The sequence below is a fragment of the Micromonospora sp. NPDC005707 genome (assembly GCF_040631005.1).
GTDB lineage: Bacteria > Actinomycetota > Actinomycetes > Mycobacteriales > Micromonosporaceae > Micromonospora.
Genome location: NZ_JBEXYR010000006.1, coordinates 150269 through 174658 on the forward strand (window position 1 = coordinate 150269; position 24390 = coordinate 174658).

Genomic DNA, 24390 nt, shown 5'->3' on the forward strand with positions numbered 1-24390 from the left:
TCCGCGCCGCGAGACGGCGCCACGGACCGAATGAGGGTCGGCCGGCACTGGCGGTTTCCCCCGGATGCTACTCGCCAGTAACCTCCGCCGACAGCACCCCCCATGTGGCCAACCCCACACCCCGCCGGGCTTCTCCGGAGGGGTCAGGAAGCCGGGAGGTGGAGGGCCTCCGTCAGGGCGGGAAGGAGGAGGCTGATCTGCCACTCCCGCGCACCGAAGGTGCGCAGGGTCTCCGCGACCGTGTCGTCGGTGATCTCCTCGGGAGGCTGCCAGGCCAGCCGGCGGATGGAGTCCGGGGCGATCAGGTTCTCCGGCGGCAGGTGGTGCGCGCCGGCGGTGCCGACCACCACCTCGCGGCAGCGGGCCAGCCGCCCGGCCGCCACCGGGTCGCGCTCCGCCCACCGGTGCGGCGGGGGCGGACCCTCCACCACGGGGCTCACCGGCAGGGCGTCGTCCGGCAGCTGGCGCGCGTCGTCCAGGGCCGCCAGCCAGGTACGCGCCAGCCGGCGCACCGAACGGCCACCGAAACCGGGAAGCGTCAGCAGGGTCTTCTCGTCCTTCGGGTCCAGCTCGGCGGCCGCCACGATGGCCGAGTCCGGCAGCACCCGGCCCGGTGCGGCGTCCCGCCGCGCGGCGATCTGGTCCCGCGCGTACCACAGCGAGCGCACCCGGGCCTGGGCCCGCGCGCCGCGCACCCGGTGGATGCCCGAGGTGCGACGCCACGGCTCGGCCCGGACCCGGGGCGGGCGGGCGCCGTTGCGCACCAGCGCGGCGAACTCCTCCGCCGCCCACGCCGACTTGCCCTGCTTGGTCAGCTCCTCGTCGAGCGCGTCGCGCAGGTCGACCAGCAGCTCCACGTCCAGCGCCGCGTACGTCAGCCAGGACTCCGGCAGCGGCCGGCTCGACCAGTCCGCCGCCGAGTGGTGCTTCTCCAGGCTGTAGCCGAGCACCTGCTCGGTCAGCGCGGCCAGACCCACCCGCTCGAAGCCGGCCAGCCGGGCGGCCAGCTCGGTGTCGAACAGCCGGCGCGGGCGCAGGCCCAGCTCGGCGAGGCAGGCGAGATCCTGGCTGGCGGCGTGCAGCACCCACTCGGCCCCGGCGATCACCGAGTCGAGGGCGGTCAGGTCGGGCAGCGGCAGCGGGTCGATCAGCGTGGTGCCGGAGCCCGCCCGGCGGAGCTGCACAAGGTAGGCGCGCTGGCTGTAGCGGTAGCCGGAGGCACGCTCGGCGTCCAGGGCCACCGGGCCGGTGCCGGCCGCGAAGCGGGCCACGACCTCGTCGAGCTCGCTCGGAGTGGCCACCGGCGCGGGCGTGCCCTCGCGCGGGGCGGTCAGCGGGACGGGCCCGCCGGCGGTGGGTTCGGTCCCCGCGTCCGCCGGCTCCGGCATGGCCGAGGACGGATGCGGCGAGGCCTCTTCCGTACGGCTTTCGGCGGCCCGACGGCGCAGGGGTGGTTCGTCGGTCACCTGACAACCCTAGTGCGCCGGGCGATCCGGCGTGCGCAGCCGGTCGGGCGCGTGTCGGCGGGATGTCCGGGAGGTGTCGTGACCGGTCGGGTTGCGCCGGGATGCCAGGGTCGGACACCGGGGGAGACAAACCCCTTTCACGCAGGTACGGTCCATCGAGCCGTGGCCCGCGAGGGCGTCGGTGCGGTCACGGGGGAGGACAGGCGATCATGACGGGCGCGTACGGGGCCGGGGACGGCGTGCCGGGGCCGGGCGGCGACGAGACTGCCGCCCCGGAGCGGGCCGGGGCCGACCGGCCTGGGCCGCTGCCGCCGCGCATCGTCCCGCCGACCGGCCACGCCACCGTTCCCGGCCAGCCGACCGGCTACCCCTCCGCGGGCCTCCCGGGCGCGCCCGCCGAGGGCTTCCCGCCGGGCAGCGCCCCGACCGGACCCGGTACCGCCTACGGCTCCGCGCCGACCGCCCCGGGCTCCGCGTCCGGCGCGGGCTACGGCTCGGTGCCGGCCCCCGGCTACGGATCCGTGCCCGCCGCCGGTGCGCCGGGCGCCGACCCCTCGGGGGCCCGAGCAACCTGGTCGGCGCCGCCGAACAGCGGCCAGTGGGGCGATCCGCCCGCGCCCACCCCGCGCACCCCCGACGACTGGCGCCCGGCGCCGCCGGACGCCGTGGCGGGGCAGCCGACCGCCCCGGCCCAGCCCTCCGCCTACCCGGCCCAGCCCACGCCCGGCCCGACCTACCCGGCCCAGCCCACCTCCGCCCCGACCTACCCTGCCCCGGCGGCCGGCGCGGCCTACCCGGCCCAGTCCCCGCCCGCCGCGGCCTACCCGGGCCAGTCCACCGCCGGTCCGGCCTACCCGGGCCAGTCCACGCCCGGCCCGGCCTACCCAGGGCAGCCCATCTCCGGTCCGGCCTATCCCGGGCAGCCGGTCGCCACGACGCTGCCGGGGTCGCCCACCGGGCAGCCGGAGCGTGGCGGGCGGGGGCGCCGGCTGCCGGTCGTGGCGCTCGTCCTGGCCGGGATCCTGGCGCTGGTGGCGGGCCTGCAGGCGTACCAGATCCACCGGCTGGACGGCCGGATCGCCGCCACCGACCGGCGGCTTGCCGAGGCGCAGGGCGCGGCCACCGGCCGGCTCGACGGCCTGGAGGAGCGGGCGGGTGTCCTGGAGAAGCAGGCCGGTGCCGCGTTCAACCCGGAGGCCGTGGCGAGCGCGGTGCTGCCCAGCGTGTTCCGGGTCCGGGCCGGCCAGTTCACCGGCACGGCCTTCGCCATCGGCAAGGCTCCGTCCGGGGGCGGCACCACGCTGCTCACCAACTTCCACGTGGTGGAGGCCGTCTTCACCGCGGGCGACCGCAAGGTCTTCCTGGAGCGGACCGACCAGCGGTTCGAGGCGACCATCGTCGAGGTCGACAAGGACAAGGACCTCGCCCACCTGCGCACCACCGCGAAGTTCACCGGCCTGGTCGCGGCACGTACGCCGGTGAAGTCCGGGCAGCAGATCGTGGTGGTCGGCGCGCCGCTCGGCCTCCAGGACAGTGTCACCACCGGCGTGGTGAGCGCGTTCCGCAAGGACGAGGGCGGCTCCGGTCCGGTGATCCAGTTCGACGCGCCGATCAACCCCGGCAACTCCGGCGGGCCGGTGATCAACGGCTCGAAGGAGGTCGTGGGCATCGCCACGGCCAAGGCCCGGGACGCCGAGGGCATCGGCCTGGCGGTGCCGATCAAGACCGCGTGCGACCGGTTCAAGCTCTGCTGACCGGCGCGCCGCCGGCGGCTTGACCGCGTACCGCACCGTCGAGGCGTGGGCCCTGCCACGCCGACCGCAGACCCCGGCCCTACGGGCCACCCCGCGGGGGACCAGCAAACCTGGAGGAAGAAGCATGTCCCAGCCACCGACCGGAGCGGGCGGCTACCCGCCCCAGCCGCCGGGGGGCACCGTCTACGGCAGCCCGTACGGGGCCCAGCCCGAGCCCCCGCAGCACGCGGCGGCCCAGCCCGAGCCCACCCTGCCGCAGCCCACCGCCCCGATTCCCGGGCAGTACGCGCCAGGCGCCGCCCCGGTCTCCGCGCCCGGGTACCCGCAGCCCATGTCGGCTCCGCCGACCTCCGGCGCGGGCGCGGCGCCCGGGTACCCGCAGCCCATGTCGGCCCCGCCGACCTCCGGCGCGCCGGGCTACCCGCAGCCGATGTCGGCCCCGCCGACGTCCGCCGCGCCGGGTTACCCGCAGCCGATGTCGGCCCCGCCGGGCTACCCGATGTCGGCCCCGCCCGGCCCGGTGCCGCCCTACGGGGCGCCCGCGGCGGGCGGCGGGAAGGGGCGAACCGCCCTCATCCTGGGCATCGTCGCCGGGCTGCTCCTGGTCCTCGGCGGCGTGATGACCGGCCTCTACGTCACCACCAACGGCAAGCTGCACAAGGCCGAGCAGCAGGTCAGCCAGCGGGACGGCACGATCACCGCGAACCGGCAGGAGATCGACAAGCTCAAGGGCGACCTCCAGACGGTGCGCGACAAGCTCGCCGACACCGAGCAGGACCTGACCGGCACCAAGAACGACCGGGACGAGCAGGCCCGGCAGAAGAAGGTCATCGGGAACTGCCTGGACAAGCTGACCGCGGCCATCGGGGCGGCGTCCCGGGGCGACAAGGCCGCCTTCGACGCCGCCAACAAGGGGCTGGACAAGGTCTGCGACGAGGCCGAGAACTACCTCTGACCCGGCTTCACCACGGGCCGCTCCGACCGTTCGGGGCGGCCCTCGCCGTGCCCGAAGCTGCGGATCTTGGCGAGTTGTCGTTCACCGCGAACGGCAACTCGCCAAGATCGCGGAAGGTGAGGTCAGGCGGCGCCGGCGGGGCGGCGGGTGTGTAGCGCCGTGACGCCGGGTGGGGGGAGGCCGGCCGTCGAGGCCAGCAGGGTGCACCAGCCGAGCAGGTGGGGGGCCAGGTCGGTGCTGAGCGGCGTCCAGGAGGCGCGGATCTCGATGTCGCCCGCGGCGGGCGGCCCGGCCAGCTCGCCGAACCGGGTGGAGAGCGTCTGGGTGACCGTGCCGCCGATGGCCCGGTAACGGGCCTCCTGCGCGTCGAGGGCGTCGGTCAGCCAGGTCCAGCCCACCCCGGGCAGCAGCGGGTCGCTGGCCAGGTCGACCTCCAGCTCGGCGGTCACGTAGGTCACCAGCCGCAGGGTGCCCTGCCACGCCTCGTGCCCGGCCGGGTCGTGCAGCAGGATGAGCCGCCCGGTGGCCACCTCGTCGCCGTCGCGCAGCACGCCGGCGGAGAGCGCGAACGCGTAGGGGGCCAGGCGCTGCGGTGCGCCGACCTCCTCCAGCACGATCTCGGGGCGGCATGTCACCGATCGCAGCCCCGCGACCGCGCGGGCGAAGGTTTCCGGGAGCGCGATCGGGGGGGCCATGACGGCAGCCTATGCCGCCCCACGCCGCCCGGTGTGACGGCACGCCGGGCGATCATCCCGATCATGCGGCCGGACCCCGTGAGAAGGGACCCGGGCGTCGACAAGGGGCTCCTCCTTTCACGTCACAAAAGGTGACGGTGGCGGCGGGAGGCGTCCGGGCGCGTGGCACGATTGCCGCGATGACCACCGACACCACGGGCACTGCCGCCCGAGACGGAGAATCCCGCCGCGGCGGGCCGGCCGACTCGCCCTTCGTCCGCGCCTGCCGGCGCGAGCCGGGCCCGCACACCCCGGTCTGGTTCATGCGCCAGGCCGGCCGGTCGCTGCCGGAGTACCGCGACATCCGGGCCAATGTGCCGATGCTGGACTCGTGCCGCCGCCCCGAGCTGGTCCGGGAGATCACCCTCCAGCCGGTCCGCCGGCACGGGGTCGACGCGGCCATCCTGTTCAGCGACATCGTGGTGCCGGTGGCCGCCGCCGGGGTCGACCTGGACATCGTGCCCGGCACCGGCCCGGTGGTGGCCGAACCGGTGCGCACCGCCGCCGACGTCGAGCGGATCAACCCGATCGGCCGCGACGAGGTGTCCTACGTGGACGAGGCCGTGCGCCTGCTCGTCACCGAGCTGGGCGACACCCCGCTGATCGGCTTCGCGGGCGCGCCGTTCACCCTGGCCAGCTACCTGGTCGAGGGCGGGCCGTCGCGGACCCACGCGAAGACCAAGGCGCTCATGTACGGCGACCCGGACCTGTGGCACGCGCTCTGCGCCCGGCTCTCCGAGGTGACGCTGGCGTTCCTGCGGGTGCAGGTCGACGCCGGGGTCTCCGCGGTGCAGCTCTTCGACTCCTGGGCCGGGGCGCTCTCCGAGGCGGACTACCGCCGCTACGTGCTGCCGCACTCGGCGTACGTGCTCGCCGGCCTGGCGGACGCGGGCGTGCCCCGGATCCACTTCGGGGTGGGCACCGCGGAGCTGCTCGGCGCGATGGGCGAGGCCGGCGCCGACGTGTTGGGCGTGGACTGGCGTACGCCGCTGGACGTCGCGACCCGCCGGATCGGTCCGGACCGGGCCGTGCAGGGCAACCTCGACCCGGCCGTGCTGCTCGCACCCTGGCCCGTGGTCGAGGCCGAGGTGCGCCGGATCCTCGACGAGGGGCGGGCCGCCCCCGGTCACGTGTTCAACCTCGGTCACGGCGTGCTGCCGGAGACCGACCCCGAGGTGCTGACCCGGGTGGTCGCGCTGGTGCACGAGCTGTCCGCGCGGCCGGCCGCGTAAGGGAGGGACGACCATGGCGCGACCGTGGCGGGTGGCGATCGTCGGTGGCGGGATCACCGGGCTGGCCGCCGCCGTCCGCCTGCGCGACCGCACTCCCGCCGGCACCGAGATCACCGTGTACGAGCAGTCCGGCCGCCTCGGCGGCAAGCTGCGCACCGGTGAGCTGGCCGGCGGGCCGGTCGAGTTCGGCGCCGAGTCGTTCCTGATGCGTGACCCGGCCGGCGGGGAGTCGGCCGTGGTGACCCTGGTCCGCCGGCTCGGCCTGGCCGGCGCGATCGTGCACCCCACCGTCGGGCAGGCGGCCCTGCTGGTCGACGGCGGGCTGCGCCCGGTCCCGGGCGGCACCCTGGTGGGCGTACCCGGGGATCTGGACAAGGTGGCGGCGGTGGCGCGGCCGGCCGCGGCGGCCGACCGGGACGGCGGTGCGCCGCTGCTGCCGCCGGAGGGCGACGTGTCGGTCGGCGCGCTGGTCCGCGACCGGCTCGGCGACGAGGTGGTGGCGCGCCTGGTCGACCCGATGCTCGGGGGCGTCTACGCCGGCCGGGCCGACGACCTCTCGCTGGTCACCACGATGCCGGCCCTGGCCCGGGCGGCCCGGGTCGAGCACACCCTGGTCGGGGCGGTCCGCGCCGCGCAGGCCGCCGCGCCCCGCGCCCCCGGCGCCCCGGTCTTCGGCACCCTGGCCGGCGGGCTGAGCACGCTCGTCGAGGCGGCGGCGCGGGAGAGCGGGGCGACCATCCGCCGGGACGCCGCGGTGCGCGAGCTGCACCGCACCCCGACCGGCTGGCGCCTGGTGGTCGGCCCCACCCGCGATCCCGAGTTCGTCGAGGCCGACGCCGTGCTGCTCGCCGTGCCGGCCCGCCCGGCCGCCCGGCTGCTCGACGGCCCGGCGCCGGAGGTCGCGGCGACCGTCGGGGGACTGGACTACGCCAGCGTCGCGCTGGTCACCATGGCCCTGCCCGAGCCGGAGCTGCCGGAGCTGTCCGGCTTCCTGGTCCCGGCCACCGAGGGGCTGCTCATCAAGGCGTCCACCTTCTTCACCACGAAGTGGGGGCACCTGCGCCGGTCCGACGGGCTCGCCCTGGTGCGCGCCTCGGTGGGCCGGTACGGCGAGGAGACCTCGCTCCAGCTCACCGACGACGACCTGGTCGCCACCGTGCACCGGGAGCTGTCGAAGGTGCTCGGCACGCCGCTGCCGGCCCCGGTGGCCCGGCACGTGCAGCGGTGGGGCGGCGCCCTGCCGCAGTACACGCCCGGCCACCTCGGCCGGGTGGCGGCGGTCCGGGCGGCGCTGCGTGCCGCCCACCCGACGCTGGCCCTGGCCGGCGCCGGCTACGACGGCGTCGGCATCCCGGTCTGCGTCCGCTCCGGCGAGACGGCGGCCGAAGAGATCATCACTGCACTGGGAGGATCGGCAGCATGACGGAGCAGACCAACGCGGCCCGGCTGCGGGAGCTCAACGAGACCATCAGCTACACCATGTGGTCGGTGTACCGGGCCACCAGCCCGCTCCCGTCGCTGCGCGAGAACGTCGTCGCCGAGGTCGAGTCGCTCTTCGAGGAGCTGGCCGGCAAGGACGTCACGGTCCGCGGCACGTACGACGTGTCGGGCCTGCGCGCCGACGCGGACCTGATGATCTGGTGGCACTCGTCCTCCAGCGACGCGCTCCAGGACGCCTACCTGCGGTTCCGGCGTACCACGCTGGGCCGCGCGCTGACCCCGGTCTGGTCGCAGATGGCGCTGCACCGGCCGGCCGAGTTCAACAAGAGCCACATCCCGGCGTTCCTGGCCAACGAGGAGCCCCGCGCCTACCTCTGCGTCTACCCGTTCGTCCGGTCCTACGAGTGGTATCTGCTGCCCGACGCCGAGCGGCGGGAGATGCTGGCGGAGCACGGCAAGATGGCGCGCGGCTACCCGGACGTGCGGGCCAACACGGTCGCCTCGTTCGCCCTCGGCGACTACGAGTGGATGCTCGCCTTCGAGGCCGACGAGCTGCACCGCATCGTCGACCTGATGCGCGACCTGCGGGCCGCCACCGCCCGCCGGCACGTGCGCGAGGAGGTCCCCTTCTACACGGGCCGCCGCCGCTCGATCGCCGACTTCGTCACCTGCCTGGTCTGACCCGTGCCGGCCGGGGCCGCGCTCCGCGACCCCGGCCGGACGGCGGTCAGGCGACCGTCGTGCAGGAGAGGATCCCGGGCACCGGGTTCGTCCCGCTCGACGTGCCGACGAACCCGAACGACGTGCTCGCCCCCGCGGCGAGGGTGCCGTTGTAGGCGACGTTGCGCGCGGTGACCAGCGTCCCGCTGGTGCTCACCGTGGCGTTCCACGCCGAGCTGACCTGCTGGCCGTTGGCGTAGTTCCAGCTCACCGACCAGCCGCGGATCGGCGAGCCGCCGTTGGTCACCTGCACCTCGGCCTGGAAGCCGCCGCCCCACTGCCCGGTGATCCGGTACGTCGCCGTGCACGCCCCGGCCGGGTTCGGTGTGGTCGGGGGCGGCGTGCTCGGCGGGGTGGCGGTCGGCGACGGCGTGCTCGGCGGGGTGGCGGTCGGCGACGGCGTGCTGGGCGGCGTGGTCGAGCCGCCGCCGAAGTCCACGTCGCTGCACAGGTAGTACGACTGGTCCAGGTGGCTGGCCTGCCAGATGGTGTAGACGACGTGCCGGCCGGTCCGGCCCGGCGCGTTCGCCGGCACCTGGATCGACACGCCCGAGGTCTCGGGCGTCCACTGGCTGGCCGGGGTGTTGCCGATCTGGCCGACCAGTTCCAGGTCGCTCCAGCGCAGCGGCGTGGTGAGCGCGTTGTAGCCCTGCTTCGTCACGTACACCCGGATGTAGTCGGCGCCGTGGCTGGCCTGGTCGTACAGCTTGATCCGAAAGTTGCTGGTCACCAGCGAGGTCTTCCAGGCGCCGACCGTGTCGAGGGCGTTGTAGCGCCCGCTGGAGGTGCGCCCGCCGCTGCAGAGCTGGCCGTCGGGGATGGCCGCCTGGTGGTTGCCGGCGACGCCCTCCCGGAACAGGCCGTTCCAGTTCCACATGGCGTTCGGGTCGGCCTGCCAGGCCTGCCAGCACATCGGGTCCTGCGTGGCCATCGCCGGGTTCTGGAAGTCGCTGCCCCAGCGCTGCCAGCAGCCGTAGTTGCGGGACGCCGGGTCGACCACCGACCCGTGCGCCGAGGCCGGGCCGGACAGGGCGGTGGTGAGCAGCGCCGCGACGACCGCGCAGACGCTCAGGATCGCCGCCACGAGTGGTGCGCGGCGGCGGTGCGGAGTGGACATGGTGAGCCTCCGGGGTGGGGATGTCGGTGCACGACGCCCGGACGGTGCGGGAGTTGCCCCCTCCCGCGGGACGGCTCGCGTGGCGGCTCCGCCTGGCACGCTGCCACAGGAAAGCGGTATCCGTCAATGTCTGCTCAGGCGGCGGCGCGGCCCTCCCGCCGCATGGGGGTGTGCGGGATGCCGTCCTCGACGTAACCGGGGCCGCTGACCGCGAAGCCGTGGCCGGCGTAGAAGTCGACCAGGTGGGTCTGCGCGTCCAGCACGCACGGGCGGTCGCCCACCGCCGCCAGGGCCTCGGTCAGGAGCGCGCCGGCCAGGCCCGCGCCGCGGGCCGCCGGGGCCACCACGACCCGGCCGATCCGTGCCACCCCGCCCGGGTCGGCGAGGATCCGCAGGTACGCCACCACGGCGCCGTCCCGGGTCAGCCAGAGGTGCCGGGTGCCGGGTTCGACGTCCCGGCCGTCCAGCTCCGGGTACGGGCAGGACTGCTCCACCACGAACACGTCGATGCGCAGCCGCAGCAGGTCGTGGAAGGTGCGCGCGTCCAGCTCGGCGAAGCCGGCCAGGTGGGACTCGGTAGGCATCCCGCGATGGTAGGCCCGTCCCGCGCGGTGCTCAGGCGGGGCGGGCGCCGACCGCGTCGCGGACCTCGGCGCCCTGGGTGCCCTCGACCGCGCGGGCGCAGTGTGCGCAGCAGAAGAAGCGGCCGGAGACCTCGACCCCGTGCCCGACGATCTTCGTCTGGCAGTGCTCGCAGATCGGCGCCATCTTCTGGATGGCGCACTCGAAGGAGTCGAAGGTGTGCGTGGCCCCGTTGACCGTGCGCACCTCGAACGCCATCCAGTAGTCGTTGCCGCAGACCTCACAGGTAGCCATACGAAACCCCCCGAAAACGGACCCGTCACCTCAGGGTCGGCCAGCGGACACGCCCCGGCAACCGAAACCGGCGAACCTGATCCGGCTCGACGGCGAGTCGCCCCCGGCGTGTCGCGCGTTAGCCCTGGTGACCGCCCTCGAACCCCGGAGGATCCGTGATCAAGCGCAACAAGCTCTTCGGCAACCAGACCCGGGTCACCTTCTGCCTGCCCCGGGACACCCCGCCCGGCACGGTCAGCGTCGTCGGCTGCTTCAACGACTGGCAGCCCGGCCGGCACGAGCTGGTCGCCCGCCGCGACGGCACCCGCACGGTGACGGTGCGGCTCGCCCCGGGCGAGTACCGCTTCCGCTACCTGGCCACGGGCGGCGTGTGGCTGGACGACGAGGCCGCCGACGCGGTCGACGAGAAGGGCAGCCGGCTGCTGCTCTGACCGGTCGGCGGCGTCGCGCCGTCAGCTCCCGCGCACCGTCAGCCCTGCGGCTCCAGCCGCACCGAGATCGAGTTCACGCAGTGCCGGGTGTCCTTCGGGGTGAAGCCCTCGCCCTCGAAGACGTGCCCCAGGTGGCTGTCGCAGCGGGCGCAGCGGATCTCGACCCGCCGCATGCCGAGGGTGTTGTCGGGGATCTCCTTGACCGCACCCGGGATGGCGTCGTCGAAGCTCGGCCAGCCGCAGTGCGAGTCGAACTTGTCCTCGCTGCGGAACAGCTCGGCCCCGCAGGCCCGGCAGTGGTAGACGCCGGGGGTCTTGGTCTCGACGTACTCGCCGGTCCACGGCCGCTCGGTGCCGGCCTCGCGGAGCACCCGGAACTCCTCGGGGCTCAGCCGGACCCGCCACTCGTCCTCGGTGCGGGGCAGTTCATTGTCGGAAAGACTCACCGCTCAACGGTACGTCGGCCGTCGGTGGCATCGCATAGTGTCGCCCAATGGCTGGCAGCAAGGCCGCAGTCGAGGAGATCGAGGTCGCTGGGCACACCGTCCGGCTGAGCAGCCCCGACCGGGTGATCTTCCCGCAGCGCGGTTTCACCAAGGCGGACGTCTTCCACTACTACCTGTCGGTCGGCGAGGGCATCATGCGGGCCCTGCGCGACCGGCCCACCACCCTCCAGCGCTTCCCGGAGGGCATCGAGGGGGAGGCGTTCTTCCAGAAGCGGGTGCCGGCCCGGGGCGTACCCCCGTGGGTGGCGACCGCGGAGATCAGCTTCCCCAGCGGCCGGAAGGCCGCCGAGCTGTGCCCGGCCGACCTGGCGCACGTGGCCTGGGCCGCGCAGATGGGCACCGTGGTGTTCCACCCGTGGCCGGTGCGCGCCGCCGACGTGGACCGCCCCGACGAGCTGCGCATCGACCTGGACCCGCAGCCCGGCACCGACTTCACCCACGCGGTCACCGCCGCCGGTGAGCTGCGCGGGCTGCTCGACGAGCTGGGGGTGACCGGCTGGCCGAAGACGTCCGGCGGCCGGGGCGTGCACGTCTACCTGCGCATCCAGCCGCGCTGGACGTTCGTCGAGGTGCGCCGGGCGACCATCGCGCTGGCCCGTGAGCTGGAACGGCGCCGCCCCGAGCTGGTGACCACCGCCTGGTGGAAGGAGGAGCGCGGCAGCCGGGTCTTCGTAGACTTCAACCAGATGGCCCGCGACCGCACCATCGCCTGCGCGTACTCGCTGCGGGCCAACGGGCGGGCCACCGTCTCCACCCCTGTTGAGTGGGCCGAGCTGCCCGACGTCGAGCCGGACGACTTCCACCTGGGCAGCGTGCCGGCCCGGTTCGCCGAGCGGGGCGACCCGCACGCCGGCATCGACGACTCCCCGTGGGACATCACCCCGCTGCTGGAGTGGGCCGAGCGGGACGCCGCCGCCGGTCAGGGCGACATGCCCTACCCGCCGGAATACCCGAAGATGCCCGGCGAGCCGAAGCGGGTGCAGCCCTCCAAGGACCGCGACCGGCCGCGCGCCTGACCGGCCGGCGAACGCTTACACCGCGGCAGCTCCGGGCCGCGTGATAACGATCACGTAACGCGCGCGAACCTTTCCCGCCCCCCGATGGGTCTTCCTGGTCATCGGCCCGCCGGGGCCAGGAGAGGACGTCGGATGAAGCTGGTGTGGAGGCGGGCGGTCGAGGCTCGTGGACTGCTGCTCGCCGCCGCGGTCGCGGCCCTGGTCGCGGTCGCGTTGGTCACCGGGCTCTCCGACTACAACCGCCGGGCGGTGGACGCCGGCGCCCGGGCGGTGCTGGACGCCGCCCCGGCCGACGAGCGCAGCCTGCTGGTCAGCGGCTCCGGGGGGCGCGACGCCGCCGAGTACGCCGACCGGGACCGGGCGGTCCGCGCCCAGTTCGCCAACGGCCTCGGCGGCGCCCCGGTCTCCGTGGCCACGGCCCGCTACGGCACCGGGCGGGAGCTGACCGGGGACCTCGGGCCGGCCCGCACCGACGACGACCCGATGTTCGCCAGCCTCGCCACGCTGGCCGACCTGCCGGGGCACGCCGAGCTGACCGGGGGGTCGTGGCCGACGCCGGGCGCGTCGCCATTGCAGGTCACCCTCCCCGAGAAGATCGCCGGCCAGCTCGGCCTGCGGGTCGGTGAGCGGGTGCCGCTCTACGACCGCAGCGCCGAGCGGGCCGGGGCCGTGGTGCTGGCCGGCACCTGGCGGCCCCGCGATCCGGCCGACGCGTACTGGCGGCTCGCGCCGGGCGTGGGCGACAGCCAGGGCGACGCGGCGAGCGACTCGTACGGGCCGTTCGCGCTGGACCCGGCCGACTTCGCGCGTACCTTTCCGGGTTCGACCTCGGGCTCCTGGCTGGTCGCCCCCGACCTCGCCGTGGTCGAGCCGAGCCGGCTGAGCGGGGTCACGGCGGCCCTCGCCACCGTCGTCGAGGACATCCCCGACGCCACCGGCCTCGGCTCCTCCACGCAGACCGTGAGCCACCTCGACCGGCTGGTCGACCGGCTCGGCCGGGCCGACCTGGTGGGCCGGTCCGCCCTGCTCACCCCGCTGCTGCTGATCGTGGTGCTCGGCGGGTACGCGCTGGTGCTGGTCGCCGCGCTGCTCAACGAGGACCGCCGGGGGCAGACCGCGCTGCTGCGCGCCCGCGGCGCCGCCCGTGGCCAGCTCGCCGGACTCGCCGTACGCGAGGCGACCCTGGTGGTGGTCCCAGCCGTGCTACTGGCGCCGGCGCTGACCGGACAGGCCGTGCACCGTCTCGGCGGGGACCTGCGGCTGGCCGACGGCGGGGTGGCCCGGATCTGGCTGGTCGCCGTCGCCACCGCGATCGGCTGCCTGCTCGCCATGGTGCTGCCGGCGCTGCGCCGCGCCGGCACCTACGTGGCGGACATGGCGGCCCGCTCCCGTCCCACCCGGGGCGCGGCCGTGCAGCGCGCCAGCGTCGACCTGGCCCTGGTCGCGCTGGCCGTGCTCGCCTGGACCCAGCTGCGGCAGTACTCGTCGCCGCTGGCCGGGGCCGGCGGCCGGCTCGGCATCGACCCGCTGCTCGCCGCCGCGCCCATCATCGGCGTGCTGGCCGGCGCGGTGATCGCGCTGCGGCTGCTGCCCCCGGCCACCCGGGTCGCCGAACGCTTCGTGGACCGGCGGCCGTGGACGGCCACCATGTTCGGCATGTGGCAGGCCGGTCGCCGGCCGCACGCCGGCCCGGTGCTGCTGCTCGCCCTCGCCGTCGGTGGTAGCACCCTGGCCTGGTCGCTGGTCGCCTCCTGGGAACGGTCGCAGAGCGACCAGGCCCGGCACACCGTCGGCGCCGACCTGCGGCTGGTCGAGCGGAACGGCGCCGCGCCCGCCGACCGGGCCGGCCGGTTGGCCACCACGGCCGGGCTGGACCGGGTGCTGCCGGCCTGGCGGGACGAGGTCCGGCTGGGCCGCGACGACCGGCCGGCCAGCGTGGTGAGCCTCGACGCCGCCGCCGCGAGCGGGCTGCTCCGCCTCGACGACGCGGCCGGCGAGGCGTCCACCGCCGCGCTGCTGGACCGGCTGGTCAAGGGGCGGGCCGCGCCCGCCGGGCCGGTCCTGCCGGCCGGCGCGCACACCCTCGCCGGCACCGTCCGCGCCCCGGTCGACACGGAGTTCGAGGTCCCGCGGCAGACCGTGTCCGTGCTGCTCACCACCGACACCGGCGTCGCCTGGCGGCTGCCGCTGGGTGTCGCCGGAGGCGACGGCCGCCCGGTGCGCTTCGCGGTGCCACTGCCGGAGACCGGCGGCGCGCCGCTGCGGCTGGCCGGATTCGAGGCCGACGGCGGCGACGCGGTCGGTCACGCGTACCGGATGAGGTTCGACCGGCTCCGGCTCACCGACGCCGCCGGGGCGGCGCTGCCGCTGCCCCTGGACGGGGACTGGCGGGTCGCCGACACCGCGCAGGGGCCGCGCGGCCCGGCCCAGGTCACCCCGACCACCGTCGACGCCACCCACGACATCGCGCTGCCGGCCGGGGCCCTGGAGTTCGCCCGCCAGCCCTCCTCCCGGTTCGCCGTGGTGCCCGCCGTGGACGACCCGCCGGTGCCCGCCCTGGTCACCCCCGGCGTCGCCGCGGCGCTGAACATCCGCACCGGTGACACCGTGCCCCTGCAGCTGTCCGGGGTGTCGCTGCCGGTGAAGGTGGTCGGTCAGGTGACCGCCGTGCCCGGCACCACCGCCGACGGCGTGCTGCTCGACCTGCCCGCCGCCACCAACCTGCTGCTCCGCCAGCAGGGCACCATCCGGCCGGTGGCCGAGTGGTGGCTGCGCACCGACGACGGCGGGCACGCCGCCGCGGCGGAGCACCTCGCCGCCTTCCCCGGCACCACACTTCTCGACCGCCGGCAGGTCGCCGCGGAGGCGGCCCACGACCCGTACTGGCGGGGCGCCCGCACCGGGCTGCTCGCCGCCGCGCTCGGCTCCGTGCTGCTCGCCCTGGTCGGGCTGGCCGTGGACGTCTGGGCCACCACCCGGCACCGGCTCGCCGAGTTCGCGGTGCTGAACACGCTCGGCGCGAACGCCCGGCTGCTGGCCCGCGCCCTCCTCGCCGAACAGGCGTTCCTGGCCGGCATCGGCGTCGGCGTCGGGCTGCTGGTCGGGGCCGGCGTGGCGGCCACCATGGTGCCGCTGGTGATCCTCACGCCGGCCGCCGGCCGGCCGGTGCCCGAGGCGGTGTTCACGGTGCCGTGGTCGCCCGTCGGGCTGACCGCCGCCGGGCTGCTGCTGGCCGCGCTGGCCTTCGCCGCCCTCATCACCACCGGCATCCGCCGCCGGGTGGCCGCCGCACAGCTCCGGATCGGGGGAGAACGATGAGTCCGTCAGGTGCGCCGCGGCGGGTCCGGGCGTACGGGGGGCACTTCCTGCTGCTCGCCGTCCTGACCCTGGTCACCGCGCTGCTGATCACCGCGTTGCCCCGGGTCGTCGACCGGCTCACCGGGCAGGGGCTGCGGGAGCACATGGCCGCCCAGCCGGTGGCCCGGCGCGACCTGACCTACAGCACCGAGCAGGTGGTGCTGCCCCGGATCGCCGCCCGGACCGCCGCCGCCCGCGCCGACGAGCTGGCCACCGTCGAGGCGCGGATGCCCCCGGCCGTGCGGCAGGTCATCGGCGAGCGGTGGTACGCGGCCCAGACCGGCTTCTCCCGGCTCACCGGGCCGACGCTGAGCGCCGACAAGGGGCTGATCGACCTCAGCCTGCGCACCATGACCGGGCTGCCCGAGGCGGCCACCCTGGTCGACGGGCGCTGGCCGGCCGACGGCCGCGGTGCCGGCGGCGCCATCGAGCTGGCCCTCGCCGACACCGTTGTCGGGCCGCTCGGGATCCGCGCCGGCAGCACCTTCGCGCTCTCCATCCTCGACGAGAAGGGCAAGCCGGTGCAGAGCATCAGGGTGGCCCTGGTCGGGGTGTTCCGGCCCACCGACCCGCACGGCGGGATCTGGGACGGGCTGCCGTCGATGCTGCGGCTCGCCGCGCCCACGGGCGACGGACAGCCGTTCCTGTCCGCCGGGTACACCTCCGAGGCCGGCTTCGACGCGGCCGCCGCCGCCGGCTGGGCGGTCAGCTACAGCTGGCGCTACCGGGTGGGGGCCGACCGGGTCACCGCCGGGCAGCTCACCGCACTGATCGACGGGCTCGCCGAGCTGGAGCGCACCCGCCCGGCCGGGCTCACCCTGACCCAGGGCGTCGACATCGCGCTGCGCCGCTTCGCGGAGTCGCTCGCCGCCGCCCGTACGCTGCTCGCCGTCATCGCGGCCGGGCTGCTCGCCACCCTGGCCGGCCTGATCCTGCTCGCCGCCCGCCTCGCCGCGCGCCGCCGCCAGACCGAGTACGCGCTGCTGCGCGCCCGGGGCGGGGCGACGACCGCGGTGCTGGGCCGCGGCCTCGCCGAATCGCTGCTGGTGCTGCCCCTCGCCGCCGGCGTGGGCTGGCTGCTCGGCGGGCTGGTCCCCGGTGGCGGCGCCGAGCTGCGCTGGGTGCTGCTCGCCACGCTGCTGGCCACCCTCGTCCCGCCGCTCTCCGCGCTCACCGCCGGCCGGGGCGGTGGCGGCCGGACCGACCTGGTCGGCGCCCGGTCCCCGGCCGTGCGGCTCACCGTCGAGGTGACCGTGCTGGCGGTCGCCGCGCTCGGCGCGTTCCTGGTGCGCCGGCGGGGCCTCACCCTCGACGGGACGGTGGACCCGCTGCTCGTCTCGGTGCCGGTGCTGCTGGCCGTCGCCGCGGCGCTGATCGCGCTGCGTGCCTACCCGTGGCCGTTGCGGCTGCTCAGCCGGGTCGCGGCCCGGGCGAGGGGGAGCGTCGCGTTCCTCGGCGCCGCTCGCGCCGGCCGGGCCGCCGCCACCGGCCCGCTGGTCGTGGTGGTGCTGTCCGTGGCGACCGCCGCGTTCTGCGGGGTGGTCGCCACCGGCATCGAGAACGGCCGGGACCGGGCCGCCGCGGCCGCCGTGCCCGGGGACGTGCGGGTCGACGGGGACCGGTTCGCCCCGGACACCACCGACGCGTTCGCGGCGCTGCCCGGCGTCCGCGCGGTCACCCCGCTGCTCGTGGAGGCCGGCCAGCGCCCGTACGCCGACCAGGCCGGCCGTTTCGCGGAGGTCGGGGACATCCGGGTGCTGCTCGTCGACGGCGCCCGGTTCGCCGAGGTGGCCGACCGCGCGGGCGTCCCGGTGACCGTCCCCGACCCGCTGCGCGCCACCGGCGACGGCACCGCCCCGCTGCCGGCGCTGGTCTCCCCGGCGCTCGCCGACGAGTTCACCGCCGCCGGGCTGGCCGACCCGGCCGGCCGCCGCCCCGCCTGGCTGGACGTGCAGGGCAACCGGTTCCCCGTGCGCACCGCCGCCACCGTCGACGAGTTCGCGCTGGTCGACCGGGGCGTGACCCGGTTCGTGGTGCTGCCCTGGCCGGCGCTGCCGGCGGACGCCCTGCACCCGCTCGCCCCGACCGCCTTCCTGCTGGCCGGCGACCGGGTGGACCCGGCCGCGGTGGCCCGGGTGGCCGTCGAAGGGCAGGAGCGCTACCAGCGCACCGGGGTGGTGGTCGGCGGCGAACGGCCCACCCAGCCCACCGTCACCACCCGGTCCGCGGTCCGCGCCGAGCTGGGCGGCAGCGGGGTGAACGGTCTGCTGGTCTTCGGTTTCACCATGGGCGCGGCCGGGGGCGCGGCGCTGGGGCTGCTCGCGCTGGCCTTCGCCGTGCTGGCCGGGGCGCGCGGCCGCGGGCAGGTCCTGTCCCGGCTGCGCACCATGGGCCTGTCCCGCCGGCAGTGGCGCGGGCTGCTGCTGGTGGAGCTGACCCCGCTCGTGCTGGTCTCCGTGCTCACCGGCGCGGTGGTCGGCGCGCTGCTGCCGGTGCTGCTCACCCCCGTGCTCGGCCTGCCCGCCTTCACCGGCGGGGTGGCCGTGCGGGCACGTTTCGAACCCGGCCTGGTGGCCGGGGTGCTGGGCCTCGCCGTGCTGGCCCTCGGCTTCGCCGTCGCCGTCGAGGCCCTGAACAACCGTCGGATGCGCCTCGGCGAGGTGCTCCGGCTCGGAGAGGAGAGCTGAGATGACCGCGATCGCCGAGGCGTCTGCCGTACCGGATCTGGCCGCCCTTCAGCAGCGCGCCGCGGAGCGCGCCGCCGAACGGGCCGGCGGCCGGGACCGCCTGCGCGGCCACATCGTCTGCGACGGGCTGGTCCGCATCTTCAAGACCGAGGGGGTGGAGGTCGTCGCCCTCCAGGGCCTCGACCTGGTCATCGACCGGGGCGAGCTGGTGGCGATCGTCGGCGCCTCCGGTTCCGGCAAGTCCACCCTGCTGAACATCCTCTCCGGGCTGGACACCCCGACCGCCGGCATCGCCCGGGTCGCCGAGTACGACCTGCTCGCCCTGTCGAACCGGCGCCGGCTCGCCTACCGCCGCCAGATGGTCGGCTTCGTCTGGCAGCAGACCGGCCGGAACCTGCTGCCGTACCTGACGGCGCTGGAGAACGTCGAGCTGCCGATGAAGCTGGCCGGCGGCCGCTCCCGGCGGGCCCGGCGGGAACGGGCCCGCCAGCTGCTCGACATGGTCGGGGTCGGCTACTGCGCGGACCGCCGGCCGGGCCAGCTGAGCGGCGGCGAGCAGCAGCGCTGCGCGGTGGCCGTGGCGGTGGCCAACGACCCGGAGGTGCTCTTCGCCGACGAGCCCACCGGCGAGCTGGACGAGGCCACCGGCGCCGAGGTGTTCGCGGCGCTGCGCACCATCAACGCCGAGCTGGGCGTCACCATCGTGGTGGTCACCCACGACCAGGCCGTGGCCGGCCAGGTCCGCCGGACGGTCGCCATCCGCGACGGCCGGACCTCCTCCGAGGTGCACCGCACCGCCCGGGTCGCCGCCGACGGCAGCACCGAGCTGGTCAGCGAGGAGTACGCGGTGCTCGACCGGACCGGCCGGATGCAGCTTCCGGCGTCCTTCGTGGACACCCTGTCCCTGCGTGACCGGGTGCGGCTCAACCTGGAACCCGACCACGTCGAGGTGCGGCCGGGCCACCGCGCGCACGCCGAGGAGAGTGAGTGATGACCGATCAGCTGACCGTGCCGCCGGCCCGCGTCGCCGTCGACGAGGTGGTCCGGGTCGAGGGGGTGAGCCGCACCTTCGGCAGGGGCGAGCACGCCGTGCACGCCGTGCGGGACGTGTCGTTCGCCGCCGGCCGGGGTGAGCTGGTCGCGGTCCGGGGCCGCTCCGGCGCCGGCAAGACGACCCTGCTGAACCTTGTCGGCGGGCTGGACCGGCCGGACAGCGGGCGGGTGCGGGTGGCCGGGCACGAGGTGACGACCGCCAGCGAGCGGGAGTTGCTGGCGCTGCGCCGGGGCACCGTCGGGTTCATCTTCCAGACCTTCGGCCTGGTCCCGATCCTGTCGGCGGCGGAGAACGTCGGGGTGCCGCTGCGGCTGGCCAAGGTGCCGGCCGCCGAGCGGGAGCAGCGGGTGGCCGTGCTGCTGGAGCTGGTCGGCCTGGGCGGGCACGCCGCGCAGCGCCCGTACGAGCTGTCCGGCGGCCAGCAGCAGCGGGTGGCGGTGGCCCGGGCGCTGGCCAACGAGCCGGACCTGCTCATCGCCGACGAGCCGACCGGCCAGCTCGACTCGGAGACCGGCCGGTCCATCATGGACCTGCTCCGCGCCGTGGTGCACGCCCGCGGCATGACGGCCCTGGTCGCCACCCACGACCCGGCCCTCATCGACATGGCCGACCGCACCCTGACCCTCCGAGACGGCCGCCTCCTCCCCAACTGACCCCCAGGGGGCCGCCCCCTGCCCCCCACCCCCGTCGATCATGAAGTTGGCGGCAGTCGGGACCGGCGTGTCGTGCCGCCAACCTCATGATCGACCGGGTTGGGCGGGGGCGGAGTGGCGGCGGTGGTAGGACCACGTGACCGCGAGGAGGACGGGGCCCCAGAGGAGGAGGGGGGCGTAGCAGGCCACCAGGAGGGCGAAGCCCGTCGGGGTGAAGCCGAGGTCGTTGCCGTGGGTGGGGACGCCCCAGGCGGCGTACCCCCAGATCAGAGTCAGTGCGACGGCGCCGACGGTGGCGACGGTGACCGCGAACGGCGGCGGCACCCGCCGGCCGCCGACCGGCGGCAGCCACCTCGGGAACACCTCGCCCCACGGGCGGACCAGGCCGAGCGCGAGCAGCGCCAGCCCCTCGGAGACCAGGCTCAGCGAGACGATGTAGACGCTCTCGCCGGGGCCCGGATCGACCGGCGTGCCGATCGGCAGGCCGGCGACCAGGGCGATCCGCCACAGCCCGGACGGCAGGACGAGCAGCGGGATCAGGTGCGCGGCGCGGACCGCCCACGCCGGCGCGGGACGGGCGTCGCGGAGGTGGCCGATGCGGGACTTGGTGTCGCTGGTCATGGGGCCTCCCCAGTGCTGGAAACTGCGCTCCAGCCTGCCGGCCGGCCCGGCGGTCGGCCTCCCCGCGACCGGGGAATCGGCTCCCCCGACCGGGGGAGGGGGCGTCCGGCCGCGTCAACCGGCGGCGGCCGGGGTCACAGCGCCAGCTTCATGCCCTCGTGGCTGGCCACAAAGCCGAGGTTCCGATAGAAGCGGTGCGCGTCGGCGCGGCTCTTGTCGGTGGTGAGCTGCACCAGCGCGCAGCCCCGCTCCCGGGCCCGGTCGATGGCCCACACCATCATCTCCCGGCCCACGCCCCGGCCGCGCAGGTCGGAACGGACCCGGACCGACTCGATGAGGGACCGCTCGGCGCCGTGCCGGCCCAGCCCGGGGATGTAGGTGATCTGCATGCAGCCGACGAGTTCGCCGCCGGCCTCCGCGACGACCAGGTGGTTGCGCGGGTCGGCGTCGATGGCGGCGAACGCCCGCTCGTACGCCTCGTCCACCTCGGTGAAGTCGCGGGCCTTGCCCAGCACGTCGTCGGCGAGCAGGGCGATGACGGCGGGCAGATCGGCCCGGACGGCCTCCCGGAAGATCACGTCGCTCATGCCGGGCAGCCTCGCACAGTCACGCCCGACGATGCGGACGCCTCGGTTGCCGGCACCGGACATCATGTGCGCCATGGACGCCCTCCTGTTGCCGTTCCGGTGGATCTACCGGGGTCTGGTGTGGTTCGCCAACTCGCCGCGCACGCTGATCACCTCGTACCTGCTCATGATCATGATCGCCGGCGTCCTGTACAGCCAGGCCGAGAACAAGGGCGCGGCGGACTCGATCTGGTGGGCCGTGGTGACCGCCTCCACGGTCGGCTACGGCGACATCTCACCGACCTCCTTCGCCGGGCGCCTCCTCGCCGCGCTGCTCATCTCCACCATGGTGCTGCTGGTCATTCCGCTCATCACCGCCCACTTCGCCAGCCGGCTGATCGTGGACGACGACGCCTTCGAGCACGCCGAGCAGGAGGAGCTGAAGGCGGACGTGCGGCGGCTGCGGGCCCTCGTGGAGGAGATGGCCGCCCGGCAGGGCATCGAGGTCCCCGAGCCGGCGCGCCCCGAGCCGGCCACCCCGACCTCGCCCTGGGAACGGGGGCGCCGGCGCCGCCTGCGCCGGTGAGCACGCCCGCAGGTCAGGGCCGGTCGAGCCAGGTGCGCAACGCCCACCACCAGCGGACGGTGTCCGGCACCGGGCACCGCGCGCCCTCCTCGACCGGCGGCCCGCCGGTGAGTTCCCGCAGCCGGCGCAGCCGGTAGCGCACGGTGTTCGGATGGACGTGCAGGGCGGCGCCGGTCTGGTCCAGCCGCTGGCCGTGGTCCAGCCAGGCCAGCGCGGTCGCGGCCAGCTCCCGGTGGAACTCGTCGGCCGGGTCGAGGCCGCCGAGCAGGGCGCCCCGGAGCAGTTCGGCGAGAGCCGGCTGGGCGGCCAGCGCGGTCTGGACGGCGAGGTCGGTCACCAGGTGCAGCCCGTGCAGCCGCCGGTGCGCCGCCGTGCGCAGGGCGGCCAGGCAGAGCGCGTACATGGCCGGCGCCCGGTCCAGCGGCCGGACGGGGGCGACCACCAGCAGCAGGTCGACCGGGCCGGCGGCCGGCAGCCGGGGGGTGAGACCGGCCAGCCGGTCCTCGACCGTGCCGAGCAGGCCGCCGCACCCGGAGAACTGCCGGTGCAGCGCGTGGGCCCGGACCGGGTCCGGCTGCTCGGCGACGAGGCAGTGGTAGCGCCCGTCGGGACGTAGCCCGAACCGGGCCAGCTCCGCGGGCGGCACGCCCGCCGGCCCGCCGAGCAGCAGCCGACGCAGCAGCCGGGCGCGGGCCGGCGCGCCGGTGCGGGCCAGCTCCCGCTCGGCCGCCCGGTGACCGTCGACCACGGCGCGTTCCACGGCCGCGGCGTACCGGCCGATGGTGAGCAGCCCCTCCAGCAGCACCTCGTCGGGGATCCCCGCCGCCCGCCCGTGCCGGACCACCAGCTCCACCGCACGGTCCCGGCCGGCCTGCACGCCGCACAGCAGCCCGGCCACGGAGACGCCCTGCGCCGCGCGGTCGGCGCCCAGCCGGCGCGCCTCGGTGAAGTCGCGCTCACCCGGGTCCTCCCGCCGCTCCAGCGCGCCGAGCCCGCTGGTGAGCAGGAGGACGACCTGGCGGTGGACCTCGGCCGGCGGGAGCCGGGCCACCTCGGGCGAGTGGGCGCGGGCGGCCCGGACCACCTCCTCGACGGCAACCGGGTCGGCGGCCAGGTCGCGCAGCAGCACCCCGAAGGAGGGGGCGCTCCCGGTCCGGGTCATCGGCTTCCGCCGCCTCCCGTTGTCGTCGCGGCACAACCCGGCCGGCCGGGTGTTGGCGTCCGGTCCCTATCCGGTGTGGCCGGCGGGTTGCTCTCCTGATTGTTACCGCAAGGTAACACCGCCCGGCGCAGAGAGAAACGTTGATGTCGCAACCGGCCACCAGGAGGCGTCCATGACCCCCGACCCGTCCCGCCCGCCCCGTCCCCGCGGCCGCCGCGCCGCCCTCGCCGCGCTGGCCGCCCTCACCCTGGCCGTGCCAGCTCCGGTGGCGGCGGCCCCCCGGCCCGCCGCGGCCGCCACGAGCCTGCAGGAGGTGATGTTCGTCGGCAACAACTGGGAGGGCACGGCCGACGTCATCCGGTCCCGCGGCGACTACGCGCGGCTCGGCCGGATCAACGTGGTCCCGGACCGCAACGAGCGGCTGCGCGAGATCTACCTGAACCCGATCCGGTTGGCGTTCTTCCTCGGCATCCGGCAGGGCCCCGGCGAGGGGCACGACCAGCTCGTCGACGACATGTACACCACACCGGACGGAACCGCCCTGGTCGTGTCCCGGCCCAGCTTCGCCGATGTGGTCTCCATCGACCTGGCCACCGGTCAGCTCCGCTGGCGCTTCGCGGTCTCCGGCTACCGCGCCGACCACATGGCCGTGTCACCCGACGGCAGCCGGGTGGCCGTCTCGGCCTCGACCGGCAACACCGTGCACGTGCTCGACATCCGCACCGGCCAGCAGCTCGGCTCCTTCCCCACCGGGGACAAGCCGCACGAGAACATCTTCACCGACGGCGGCCGGCGGCTGTGGAACATGTCCATCGGGGAGGTGAACACCGACCTGGACGCCCCCTGGCTGGACTGGACCAAGGGGGACCGGCGGATCACCGTCGCCGACACCACCACCTTCGGCGTGGTGCGGGTGATCGACATGCGGTCGCGGCTGGACGCCGCCGGCCGCCGGGACCTCTCCGACGCGGTCCGCCCGGCGGTCTTCACCCCGGACGGGAGCCGGCTCTACTTCCAGGTCTCGTTCCTCAACGGCCTGGTCGAGTACGACGTCGCCACCGACCAGATCACCCGGGTCGCCACCCTGCCGAAGAACCCGGCCACCAGCGAGGACCGCACCACCTGGGTGAACGACTCGCGGCACCACGGCCTGTCGGTCAGCCCCGACGGCGCCCGGCTCTGCGTCGCCGGCACCATGGACGACTACGCCACCGTCGTCGACCGGGCCACCCTGCACGAGGGGACCCTGGTGCCGGCCAGCAAGCCGTACTGGGCCACGGTCAGCGGGGACGGCCGGGACTGCGTCATCTCCGAGGCCGGCGCCGACCGGGTCACCGCGATCAGCTTCGCCACCGGGCAGAAGGCGGCCAGCGTGCCGGTCGGCGACCACCCGCAGCGGGTCCGCATCGGACACGTGCCGCTCGGCTGGACGCCCCCGGCGGCCGGCTGACCGGACC

Annotated in this window: 22 protein-coding genes; 13 read left to right on the plus strand and 9 right to left on the minus strand. The window is 75.8% G+C overall.

Annotated elements, in window-relative coordinates; genetic code table 11:
• Positions 1–143: 143 nt before the first annotated feature.
• Positions 144–1466 (minus strand): ribonuclease D, encoded by a 1323-nt coding sequence (locus ABZ452_RS13615; RefSeq protein WP_357942259.1) that lies wholly within the window; start codon positions 1464–1466, stop codon positions 144–146.
• 209 nt (positions 1467–1675) lie between these two features.
• On the opposite strand from ABZ452_RS13615, the gene ABZ452_RS13620 reads away from it, so the two are divergent.
• Both ABZ452_RS13620 and ABZ452_RS13625 read left to right on the plus strand, forming a co-directional pair.
• Positions 1676–3220 carry a trypsin-like peptidase domain-containing protein gene (locus tag ABZ452_RS13620; protein ID WP_357942261.1) on the plus strand — a complete coding sequence of 515 codons (1545 nt, stop codon included), beginning with the start codon at positions 1676–1678 and terminating at the stop codon, positions 3218–3220.
• A gap of 124 nt (positions 3221–3344) precedes the next feature.
• Positions 3345–4175 (plus strand): hypothetical protein, encoded by an 831-nt coding sequence (locus ABZ452_RS13625; protein ID WP_357942263.1) that lies wholly within the window; start codon positions 3345–3347, stop codon positions 4173–4175.
• Positions 4176–4297: 122 nt separating this feature from the next.
• On the opposite strand, the gene ABZ452_RS13630 is transcribed toward ABZ452_RS13625, so the two are convergent.
• Complete coding sequence (locus tag ABZ452_RS13630; protein ID WP_357942265.1) at positions 4298–4870, minus strand: DUF3000 domain-containing protein; 573 nt, start codon at positions 4868–4870, stop codon at positions 4298–4300.
• A 179-nt stretch (positions 4871–5049) separates the two neighbouring features.
• On the opposite strand from ABZ452_RS13630, the gene hemE reads away from it, so the two are divergent.
• Genes hemE through hemQ form a run of 3 tightly spaced genes read left to right on the plus strand, consistent with a single transcriptional unit; the run spans position 5050 to position 8262 of the window.
• Positions 5050–6141, plus strand: a complete 1092-nt coding sequence (hemE, locus tag ABZ452_RS13635; protein WP_357942267.1) for a uroporphyrinogen decarboxylase — start codon at positions 5050–5052, stop codon at positions 6139–6141.
• 13 nt (positions 6142–6154) lie between these two features.
• Positions 6155–7564, plus strand: coding sequence for a protoporphyrinogen oxidase (gene hemG, locus ABZ452_RS13640; protein ID WP_357942270.1), 1410 nt, complete (start codon positions 6155–6157; stop codon positions 7562–7564).
• The gene (hemQ, locus tag ABZ452_RS13645) at positions 7561–8262 is read left to right on the plus strand and encodes a hydrogen peroxide-dependent heme synthase (RefSeq protein ID WP_357942273.1); all 702 of its coding nucleotides are present in this window, start codon (positions 7561–7563) and stop codon (positions 8260–8262) included. The genes hemG and hemQ overlap by 4 nt, the downstream gene beginning before the upstream one ends.
• Positions 8263–8308: 46 nt before the next feature.
• Here the strand turns inward: hemQ and ABZ452_RS13650 are convergent, their stop codons facing one another.
• The 3 genes from ABZ452_RS13650 to ABZ452_RS13660 all read right to left on the minus strand — a co-directional run bounded on the left by ABZ452_RS13650 (position 8309) and on the right by ABZ452_RS13660 (position 10294).
• Positions 8309–9418, minus strand: a complete 1110-nt coding sequence (locus ABZ452_RS13650; protein ID WP_357942275.1) for a lytic polysaccharide monooxygenase — start codon at positions 9416–9418, stop codon at positions 8309–8311.
• Between the two features lie 134 nt (positions 9419–9552).
• A complete protein-coding gene (locus ABZ452_RS13655) occupies positions 9553–10002 on the minus strand; it encodes a GNAT family N-acetyltransferase (RefSeq protein ID WP_357942277.1) in 450 nt (149 codons plus the stop codon).
• A 31-nt stretch (positions 10003–10033) separates the two neighbouring features.
• Complete coding sequence (locus ABZ452_RS13660) at positions 10034–10294, minus strand: Prokaryotic metallothionein (protein ID WP_357942279.1); 261 nt, start codon at positions 10292–10294, stop codon at positions 10034–10036.
• Between the two features lie 155 nt (positions 10295–10449).
• Between ABZ452_RS13660 and ABZ452_RS13665 the strand changes: the two genes are divergently transcribed.
• Positions 10450–10725, plus strand: a complete 276-nt coding sequence (locus tag ABZ452_RS13665) for an isoamylase early set domain-containing protein (RefSeq protein ID WP_357942281.1) — start codon at positions 10450–10452, stop codon at positions 10723–10725.
• A 38-nt stretch (positions 10726–10763) separates the two neighbouring features.
• Here ABZ452_RS13665 and msrB read toward each other — a convergent pair whose 3' ends face one another.
• Positions 10764–11171 carry a peptide-methionine (R)-S-oxide reductase MsrB gene (msrB, locus tag ABZ452_RS13670; protein WP_357942283.1) on the minus strand — a complete coding sequence of 136 codons (408 nt, stop codon included), beginning with the start codon at positions 11169–11171 and terminating at the stop codon, positions 10764–10766.
• 47 nt (positions 11172–11218) lie between these two features.
• On the opposite strand from msrB, the gene ligD reads away from it, so the two are divergent.
• The 5 genes from ligD to ABZ452_RS13695 all read left to right on the plus strand — a co-directional run bounded on the left by ligD (position 11219) and on the right by ABZ452_RS13695 (position 19998).
• Positions 11219–12247 (plus strand): non-homologous end-joining DNA ligase, encoded by a 1029-nt coding sequence (ligD, locus tag ABZ452_RS13675; protein ID WP_357942285.1) that lies wholly within the window; start codon positions 11219–11221, stop codon positions 12245–12247.
• A 132-nt stretch (positions 12248–12379) separates the two neighbouring features.
• On the plus strand, positions 12380–15565 hold the full coding sequence (locus ABZ452_RS13680; RefSeq protein ID WP_357942287.1) for an FtsX-like permease family protein: 3186 nt from the start codon (positions 12380–12382) through the stop codon (positions 15563–15565).
• Positions 15562–18291, plus strand: a complete 2730-nt coding sequence (locus tag ABZ452_RS13685; protein WP_357942289.1) for an FtsX-like permease family protein — start codon at positions 15562–15564, stop codon at positions 18289–18291. Before ABZ452_RS13680 ends, ABZ452_RS13685 begins: the two co-directional genes overlap by 4 nt.
• Before the next feature lies 1 nt (position 18292).
• Positions 18293–19282 carry an ABC transporter ATP-binding protein gene (locus ABZ452_RS13690; protein ID WP_357942291.1) on the plus strand — a complete coding sequence of 330 codons (990 nt, stop codon included), beginning with the start codon at positions 18293–18295 and terminating at the stop codon, positions 19280–19282.
• Positions 19282–19998 (plus strand): ABC transporter ATP-binding protein, encoded by a 717-nt coding sequence (locus ABZ452_RS13695; RefSeq protein WP_357942293.1) that lies wholly within the window; start codon positions 19282–19284, stop codon positions 19996–19998. Before ABZ452_RS13690 ends, ABZ452_RS13695 begins: the two co-directional genes overlap by 1 nt.
• Before the next feature lie 84 nt (positions 19999–20082).
• Here ABZ452_RS13695 and ABZ452_RS13700 read toward each other — a convergent pair whose 3' ends face one another.
• Positions 20083–20619 carry a hypothetical protein gene (locus tag ABZ452_RS13700; protein WP_357942295.1) on the minus strand — a complete coding sequence of 179 codons (537 nt, stop codon included), beginning with the start codon at positions 20617–20619 and terminating at the stop codon, positions 20083–20085.
• A gap of 134 nt (positions 20620–20753) precedes the next feature.
• Complete coding sequence (locus ABZ452_RS13705) at positions 20754–21206, minus strand: GNAT family N-acetyltransferase (RefSeq protein WP_357942297.1); 453 nt, start codon at positions 21204–21206, stop codon at positions 20754–20756.
• Between the two features lie 73 nt (positions 21207–21279).
• Here ABZ452_RS13705 and ABZ452_RS13710 point away from each other — a divergent pair, with 73 nt between their 5' ends.
• Positions 21280–21771 (plus strand): ion channel, encoded by a 492-nt coding sequence (locus ABZ452_RS13710; RefSeq protein ID WP_357942299.1) that lies wholly within the window; start codon positions 21280–21282, stop codon positions 21769–21771.
• Positions 21772–21784: 13 nt separating this feature from the next.
• On the opposite strand, the gene ABZ452_RS13715 is transcribed toward ABZ452_RS13710, so the two are convergent.
• Positions 21785–22933, minus strand: coding sequence for a helix-turn-helix domain-containing protein (locus tag ABZ452_RS13715; RefSeq protein ID WP_357942301.1), 1149 nt, complete (start codon positions 22931–22933; stop codon positions 21785–21787).
• Positions 22934–23105: 172 nt separating this feature from the next.
• On the opposite strand from ABZ452_RS13715, the gene ABZ452_RS13720 reads away from it, so the two are divergent.
• Positions 23106–24383, plus strand: a complete 1278-nt coding sequence (locus tag ABZ452_RS13720; protein WP_357942303.1) for a YncE family protein — start codon at positions 23106–23108, stop codon at positions 24381–24383.
• Positions 24384–24390: the final 7 nt, after the last annotated feature.

Bases quoted from the DNA above. Each gene is read 5' to 3' on its own strand.
- ABZ452_RS13630 (WP_357942265.1), bottom strand. From the start codon at position 4,870: ATGGCCCCCCCGATCGCGCTCCCGGAAACCTTCGCCCGCGCGGTCGCG.
- ABZ452_RS13650 (WP_357942275.1), bottom strand. From the start codon at position 9,418: ATGTCCACTCCGCACCGCCGCCGCGCACCACTCGTGGCGGCGATCCTG.
- ABZ452_RS13700 (WP_357942295.1), bottom strand. From the start codon at position 20,619: ATGACCAGCGACACCAAGTCCCGCATCGGCCACCTCCGCGACGCCCGT.
- hemG (WP_357942270.1), top strand. From the start codon at position 6,155: ATGGCGCGACCGTGGCGGGTGGCGATCGTCGGTGGCGGGATCACCGGG.
- hemE (WP_357942267.1), top strand. From the start codon at position 5,050: ATGACCACCGACACCACGGGCACTGCCGCCCGAGACGGAGAATCCCGC.
- ABZ452_RS13625 (WP_357942263.1), top strand. From the start codon at position 3,345: ATGTCCCAGCCACCGACCGGAGCGGGCGGCTACCCGCCCCAGCCGCCG.
- ABZ452_RS13655 (WP_357942277.1), bottom strand. From the start codon at position 10,002: ATGCCTACCGAGTCCCACCTGGCCGGCTTCGCCGAGCTGGACGCGCGC.
- ABZ452_RS13690 (WP_357942291.1), top strand. From the start codon at position 18,293: ATGACCGCGATCGCCGAGGCGTCTGCCGTACCGGATCTGGCCGCCCTT.
- ABZ452_RS13660 (WP_357942279.1), bottom strand. From the start codon at position 10,294: ATGGCTACCTGTGAGGTCTGCGGCAACGACTACTGGATGGCGTTCGAG.
- ABZ452_RS13705 (WP_357942297.1), bottom strand. From the start codon at position 21,206: ATGAGCGACGTGATCTTCCGGGAGGCCGTCCGGGCCGATCTGCCCGCC.
- ABZ452_RS13685 (WP_357942289.1), top strand. From the start codon at position 15,562: ATGAGTCCGTCAGGTGCGCCGCGGCGGGTCCGGGCGTACGGGGGGCAC.
- ABZ452_RS13710 (WP_357942299.1), top strand. From the start codon at position 21,280: ATGGACGCCCTCCTGTTGCCGTTCCGGTGGATCTACCGGGGTCTGGTG.
- ABZ452_RS13720 (WP_357942303.1), top strand. From the start codon at position 23,106: ATGACCCCCGACCCGTCCCGCCCGCCCCGTCCCCGCGGCCGCCGCGCC.
- ligD (WP_357942285.1), top strand. From the start codon at position 11,219: ATGGCTGGCAGCAAGGCCGCAGTCGAGGAGATCGAGGTCGCTGGGCAC.
- ABZ452_RS13695 (WP_357942293.1), top strand. From the start codon at position 19,282: ATGACCGATCAGCTGACCGTGCCGCCGGCCCGCGTCGCCGTCGACGAG.
- ABZ452_RS13715 (WP_357942301.1), bottom strand. From the start codon at position 22,933: ATGACCCGGACCGGGAGCGCCCCCTCCTTCGGGGTGCTGCTGCGCGAC.
- ABZ452_RS13620 (WP_357942261.1), top strand. From the start codon at position 1,676: ATGACGGGCGCGTACGGGGCCGGGGACGGCGTGCCGGGGCCGGGCGGC.
- ABZ452_RS13680 (WP_357942287.1), top strand. From the start codon at position 12,380: ATGAAGCTGGTGTGGAGGCGGGCGGTCGAGGCTCGTGGACTGCTGCTC.
- hemQ (WP_357942273.1), top strand. From the start codon at position 7,561: ATGACGGAGCAGACCAACGCGGCCCGGCTGCGGGAGCTCAACGAGACC.